We start from the raw sequence: 6181 nt of genomic DNA on the forward strand, positions 1-6181 counted from the left end.
GTCGTTCTCCTGGAGATCGCTCAGCTGGGCGGGTCGATGATCGCGTCGATCACACCGCGGGCCCATTCAAGCAGGGCCGGGCCGAAGATCGGCTTGCCACCCACCACGGCCGTCTGCGGCCGGGGCACCAGGATGGTGTCGAGCCCCGTTTTGACGATCGACTTCGGGTAGAGCCGGTTCAGCCGGACCACCCGCGACTCCGGCAGGCTGACCGGCGCGAACCGGACGTTCTTCCCGGCGATGGTCACCTCGCCGATGCCGGCCTGCCGCGCGCGGGCCCGGAAGCGCGCGACCAGGAGCAGCGACGCGACGACGTCGGGCGGCTCGCCGTACCGGTCGACCAGCTCCTCGCGGACCTGGTCGACGTCCTCGTCGGCGCGGACCTCGGCCAGCCGCTTGTAGACCTCCAGGCGCAGCCGCTCGCTGGGGATGTAGTCGTGCGGCAGGTGCGCGTCGACGGGGAGCTCGACGCGGACCTCGTTGAGCTCCGGCTCGGCCTCCCCCTTGAACTCGGTGACCGCCTCGCCGACGAGGCGGACGTAGAGGTCGAAGCCGACGTCGGCGATGTGCCCGGACTGCTCGCCGCCGAGCAGGTTGCCGGCGCCGCGGATCTCGAGGTCCTTCATCGCGATCGCCATGCCGCCGCCGAGGTCGGAGTGCTGGGCGAGCGTCGCGAGCCGCTCGTGGGCGGTCTCGGTGAGCGGCTTCTCGCCGGGGTAGAGGAAGTAGGCGTAGGCCCGCTCCCGCGACCGGCCGACGCGGCCACGCAGCTGGTGCAGCTGGCTGAGGCCGAGGGTGTCGGCGCGCTCGATGATCATCGTGTTGGCGTTGGACACGTCGAGGCCGGACTCGACCAAGGTCGTGCATACGAGGACGTCGAAGCGCTTCTCCCAGAAGTCGAGCATGACCTGCTCGAGCTGCTTCTCGCCCATCTGGCCGTGCGCGGTGGCGACCCGCGCCTCGGGGACCAGCTCCTTGATCTTCGCCGCGGCCTTCTCGATCGAGTTGACCCGGTTGTGGATGTAGAAGACCTGCCCCTCGCGGAGCAGCTCGCGGCGGACGGCCGCCACGACCTGGCGGTCCTCGTAGGCGCCGACGTAGGTGAGGACGGGGTGCCGCTCCTCCGGCGGCGTGGTGATCGTCGACATCTCCCGGATGCCGGTGATCGCCATCTCCAGGGTGCGCGGGATGGGGGTGGCGCTCATCGCCAGCACGTCGACGGAGGTGCGGAGCCGCTTCATCTGCTCCTTGTGCTCCACGCCGAAGCGCTGCTCCTCGTCGACGATGATCAGGCCGAGGTCCTTGAACCGGACGTCGGGGTTGAGGAGGCGGTGCGTGCCGACCACGACGTCGATGCTGCCGTCGGCCATCCCGGCCATCACCTCGGCGGCCTCCTTGTCGCTCTGGAAGCGCGAGAGCGCCTTGAGCACGACGGGGAAGCCGGCCATCCGCTCGGCGAAGGTGGACAGGTGCTGGGTGACCAGCAGCGTGGTCGGCACGAGGACGGCGACCTGCTTGCCCTCCTGCACGGCCTTGAAGGCGGCGCGGACGGCGATCTCGGTCTTGCCGTAGCCGACGTCGCCGCAGATCAGCCGGTCCATCGGGATGGTGCGGCGCATGTCCGCCTTCACCTCGTCGACGGTGCTCAGCTGGTCCGGCGTCTCCTGGAAGGGGAAGGCGTCCTCGAGCTCGCGCTGCCACGGGGTGTCCGGCCCGAAGGCGTAGCCCTGGGTGGCCTGCCGCGCGGCGTACAGCTTGATCAGCTCGGCGGCGATCTCGCGGACCGCCTTGCGGGCCCGGCCCTTGCGCTTGGCCCAGTCGGCGCCGCCGAGGCGGTCCAGGCTGGGCTGCTCGCCGCCGACGTACCGCGTGACCTGGTCGAGCGCGTCCGCCGGGACGTAGAGCCGGTCGGCCGGTCCGCCGCGCTTGGACGCGCCGTACTCGAGGACGAGATACTCGCGGACCGCTCCGCCGACCTCGCGCTGCTTCATCTCGACGAAGCGGCCGACGCCGTGCTGCTCGTGGACGACGAAGTCGCCGGCCTTGAGCTCCAGCGGGTCGATCTGGCGCTTGCGGCGCGCCGGCATCTTCCGCATGTCGCGGGTCGAGGACTTCTGGCCGGAGATGTCCTCGCCGGTGAGCACCGCGAGGCGGTTCGTCTCGTCGACGAAGCCCTGGCTGAGCGATCCACAGGTCACCATCACGACCGCCGGCTCGAGGTCGCCGTCGAGGCGCGCAGGCACGTCGTGCTCGCCGAGCACCTCGACCATCCGCTCCGCGGGACCGTGCCCGACGTGGACGACGACGGTGCGGAACCCCTCCTGGCGCCAGGTGTCGAGGTCCTTCACGGCCCGCTCGACGTCGCCGCGGTAGGCGTCGACCGGCTTCATCGGCAGCGCGCGGCTGGGCACCGCGCCGTCGATGGCGTCGACGTCGGTGACCACCGCTCCGCCGCCCCCCTCGTCGCCCAGCCCGAACGGGCTCATCGTCCACCAGGGCTTCGCCTGGTCGAGGCCGTGCTCGCGGACGTCGGAGAGCGAGCGGTACGACGCCGCGCCGAGGTCGATGGGGGCGGTGCCACCGCTGGCGGCCGCCGCCCAGCTCGCGTCGAGGAACTCCTCGCTGGTCGCGACCAGGTCGTGGGCCCGGCTCCGGGCGCGCTCGGGGTCGAGCACGAGCACGTGGGTGTCGGCCGGCATCAGGTCGACCAACAGCTCCATCTCGTCGACGAGCACCGGCGCCAGCGACTCCATGCCCTCGACGGCGATGCCGGCGGCGATCTTGTCGGTCAGCTCGACCAGGGTCGGGTGCTGCTGGCCGAGCTCGGCGGCGCGGCGGCGTACCTCGTCGGTCAGGAGCAGCTCGCGGCACGGCGGCGCCCAGAGCCGCTCGACCTTGTCCAGGGTGCGCTGGTCGGCGACGGAGAAGGTGCGGATCTCCTCGACGTCGTCGCCCCAGAACTCCACGCGGAGCGGGTGCTCCTCGGTCGGCGGGAAGACGTCGACGATGCCGCCGCGGACCGCGAACTCCCCGCGCTTCTCGACCAGGTCCACCCGGGTGTACGCCGCGTCCGCGAGGCGGCGGACCACGTCGTCGAGGGATGCGGACGCGCCCGGGACCAGCTCGACCGGCTCCAGGTCGGCGAGGCCCTTGACCTGCGGCTGCAGCACGCTGCGCACCGGGGCGACGACCACCTGGAGCGGGCCGTTGCTGACGTCGTCGCCGGGGTGGCGCAGCCGGCGGAGGACCGCGAGCCGGCGACCGACCGTGTCGCTGCGCGGGCTGAGCCGCTCGTGGGGCAGCGTCTCCCAGCTCGGGTAGTACCCGATCGTCGCCGGGTCGAGGAAGCAGCCGAGCGACTCGACGAGGTCCTCGGCCTCCCGCGCGGTGGCGGTGACCGCGAGCACCGTGCGACCGGCGCGGACCAGGCCCGCGACCACGAACGGCCGCAGCGCCTCGGGGCCGGTCAAGTCGAGCGCGCGGACGGCGCCGCCGCGGGCGTCCTCCATCGCCGAGGCGAGGGTCGGGTCGGCGAGGACGGCGTCGGCCAGGCCGGTGAGGCTCACGGTGCTCCTGAGGGGGTCGCAGCACGAACGCCCCGGGCCGGGACGGCACGGGGAGCGGTCGCCAGTCTACGGAGCGCCTCCGACAGCTCTGCCGGGGTGAGGGCGCCGGGGTGAGGGCTCAGCCGCGGGGGTCGGCAAGGCGGCCGAGGAAGAGGGGAACTCCTCGGCGTACGTCGTGGACGACGAAGAGGAACGGCCGGTCGACCACGAACGGCGTGAGCGGGGGCGGCATGGACTCGGTCGTGACCACGACCGCGGTGGCGGCCGCCGCCTCGGTGCCCTCCTCGTCGACGGTCACGAAGACCTCGTGGAGGACGGCGGCGACGTGCAGGCCCTCCTCCTCGCTCATCGCGGTCAGGTCCGCCTCCTCGCGGTCGAAGGCGGTCGGCATGCCGAGCGCTGCCAGCGCGTCTTTCAGCCGCGCCTGCGTGCGGAAGGTCCACCGCGGGAGCTCGAGCTGGACCCCCTCCGGGCGTCCCTCGAGCAGGCCGGCGAGACCGCCGTCCGCCAGCAGCGCCTCGACGTCCTCGAGGCGCCCCTCGTCGGGGAGGACGACGGTCATGGCGAGGTCCCGGCCGGCGTAGTCGATCCGCACCGACCGCCAGCCGTCCCCGGCGCCGACCCGGGCGCTCTGGCAGGCGCTCGCTCATCGTCGGGACGCTCACCTCCGTGCCGTCGGCCAGCCGGAAGGGCCGGTCCTCGGTCGCGTGCTCGCGGAACGGCACCTCCCAGGGCGCCTTGAGGTAGAGGGCGTTCACGAGCACGAGCACGAGCCGGGTCAGGGCGTCGACCACTCCCGGCGGGAGGATCTCCTCGATCCGGCCGTGCGTCCGCTCGGCCGTCCACGCGTTGACCTCGGCGCGGGCAGCCTCGGTCTCCTCCCAGTCGACCGGCTGCATCGGCGCGTCCAGCTCCCGCTCGAGCTTGTCGAGGAACTCCTCGCGCCACACGGTGTCCACGTGACCGAAGAGCCGGTTGGCCGAGGCCAGCTCGACCTCCGCCGCGCTCCCGTCGGCGCGGCGGCGCTCGCCGGCCAGCGCCTCGACCTCCGCGGTCAGCGCACCCAGCCCGTCCAGCAGCTGCTCGGCGCTCCCGACGCCCAGCACGTCGAGGAGCTCGGCCTCGGTGGCGCCCCGGGCGCCCGGCGCCACCATCGCCAGCGCGACGGCGACCGACCACGGCGAGAGGGCGAGGTTGCCCGGCTGGCCGTCCCGTGGGGTGCCGAGCTGGCTCCACAGGCCGGCTGCGAGGTGCCGGACCGTCGCGACGCCGGCGGCCGCACCGGCGAGCGAGCCGGCCGGCGGCTCGGCGGTCCCGCCGGGCGTGCGTCGTACGTCGGAGCCGGCCGTGCGTGGCTGGTCTTGGCCGGTGCCGCAGGCGGAGGTCGCGGCCAGCCCGAGGGCGGTCAGCAGGAGGACGCGGCGGCTCGGCTCGGCGTGCGGCATGCCCCTACGACGAGACGGGCACGCCGGCGCTTCCGTCAGCCGACGCCGTGGCGCTTGACGAACTCGACGACCTGCTCGGCCAGCTCGGGCCGGCAGACGATGAGGTCGGGGAGGTAGACGTCGTCCTGGTTGTACTCCAGCGGGCTGCCGTCGACGCGGCTGGTGAAGAGCCCGGCGGCGCGGGCGACCGCGACCGGGGCGGCGGAGTCCCACTCGTACTGGCCGCCGGCGTGGACGTAGGCGTCGGTGAGGTCGCGGACGACGCTCATCACCTTGACGCCCGCCGAGCCCATGGCGACGAGCTCGGCGTCGATCTCCTTCGCGAGCGCGTCGACGAACTCCGGCGGGCGGCTGCGCGAGACGGCGATCCGCGGCCGCTCCGAGGTGCGCGGCGGGACGACCGGGGGCTGGCCGGTGTTGAAGGTCTCCCCCAGCGCCGGCTGCGCCACCGCCCCGGCGACCAGGTCGCCGGCCTGCCACAGGGCGACGTGGACGGCCCAGTCCTCCCTCGGCACCTCGGAGAACTCCCGGGTGCCGTCGAGCGGGTCGATGATCCAGACCCGGTCGGCCTCCAGGCGCGCCTTGTCGTCCTTGCCCTCCTCGGAGAGGATCGCGTCGTCCGGCCGGTGCTCGGCGATGAGGCGCATCAGCAGCTCGTGCGCGGCACGGTCGCCGGCGTCCTTGAGCTCCTTGCCCTCCAGCCCCTCCCCGCGCACCTCGAGCAGGCGCTCGCCGGCCACCGTGGCCAGCCAGGTGGCGAGGACGTGGTCGTCGTGGGCGGCGGACTCGGGCGGGCTACCGGCGTCGAAGGTCACGGGCGCCACCCTAGAGGCCGCCCTTCCCTTCGCCCGCTGGCACCTCGCAGGCTCGCCTGCGGAGATCGCCGTCGGACGAGGGCCTGTGGACGGCTCGGGGACCGCGTCTGACCTGGGGAAACAGTGATCTGGGACTGTCGGTGGCGGGTGCTTGAGTGGGGTCATGGCCAAGGACCTGCGACCCGGCGGAGACCACCCGGTCTCGCGTGCGGTCGCGCGGCTGCGTGAGGAGCTGGACGCGCTGGCCGAGGTGCCGTTGTTCGGCCTGGGGCCTGAGGAGACCGGCACGACGCTGGTGGAGCTGACGCGCTTGGCGGCGCAGGTCGCGGAGCTGGAGCTGCGGGTGGCCGCGCAC

At 73.5% G+C, this 6181-nt stretch carries 3 protein-coding genes and 2 pseudogenes; 1 reads left to right on the forward strand and 4 read right to left on the reverse strand.

From position 1 onward, the window contains the following. Positions 1–20: 20 nt before the first annotated feature. From mfd to ACSMHG_RS10075, 4 genes and pseudogenes are all read right to left on the reverse strand, one after another. A complete protein-coding gene (mfd, locus tag ACSMHG_RS10060; protein ID WP_435744366.1) occupies positions 21–3566 on the reverse strand; it encodes a transcription-repair coupling factor in 3546 nt (1181 codons plus the stop codon). Positions 3567–3684: 118 nt separating this feature from the next. Next, the gene (locus ACSMHG_RS10065; RefSeq protein WP_435744368.1) at positions 3685–4161 is read right to left on the reverse strand and encodes a serpin family protein; all 477 of its coding nucleotides are present in this window, start codon (positions 4159–4161) and stop codon (positions 3685–3687) included. Positions 4162–4219: 58 nt separating this feature from the next. Next, positions 4220–5011: pseudogene (locus tag ACSMHG_RS10070) on the reverse strand (serpin family protein); the annotation flags it as partial. A 35-nt stretch (positions 5012–5046) separates the two neighbouring features. Further along, the gene (locus ACSMHG_RS10075) at positions 5047–5826 is read right to left on the reverse strand and encodes a 3'(2'),5'-bisphosphate nucleotidase CysQ (RefSeq protein ID WP_435744370.1); all 780 of its coding nucleotides are present in this window, start codon (positions 5824–5826) and stop codon (positions 5047–5049) included. 163 nt (positions 5827–5989) lie between these two features. Here ACSMHG_RS10075 and ACSMHG_RS10080 point away from each other — a divergent pair. Beyond that, positions 5990–6181, forward strand: a pseudogene (locus tag ACSMHG_RS10080) (hypothetical protein); the annotation flags it as partial.

Source organism: Nocardioides ureilyticus, assembly GCF_051280745.1.
In the GTDB taxonomy this organism is placed as follows: domain Bacteria; phylum Actinomycetota; class Actinomycetes; order Propionibacteriales; family Nocardioidaceae; genus Nocardioides.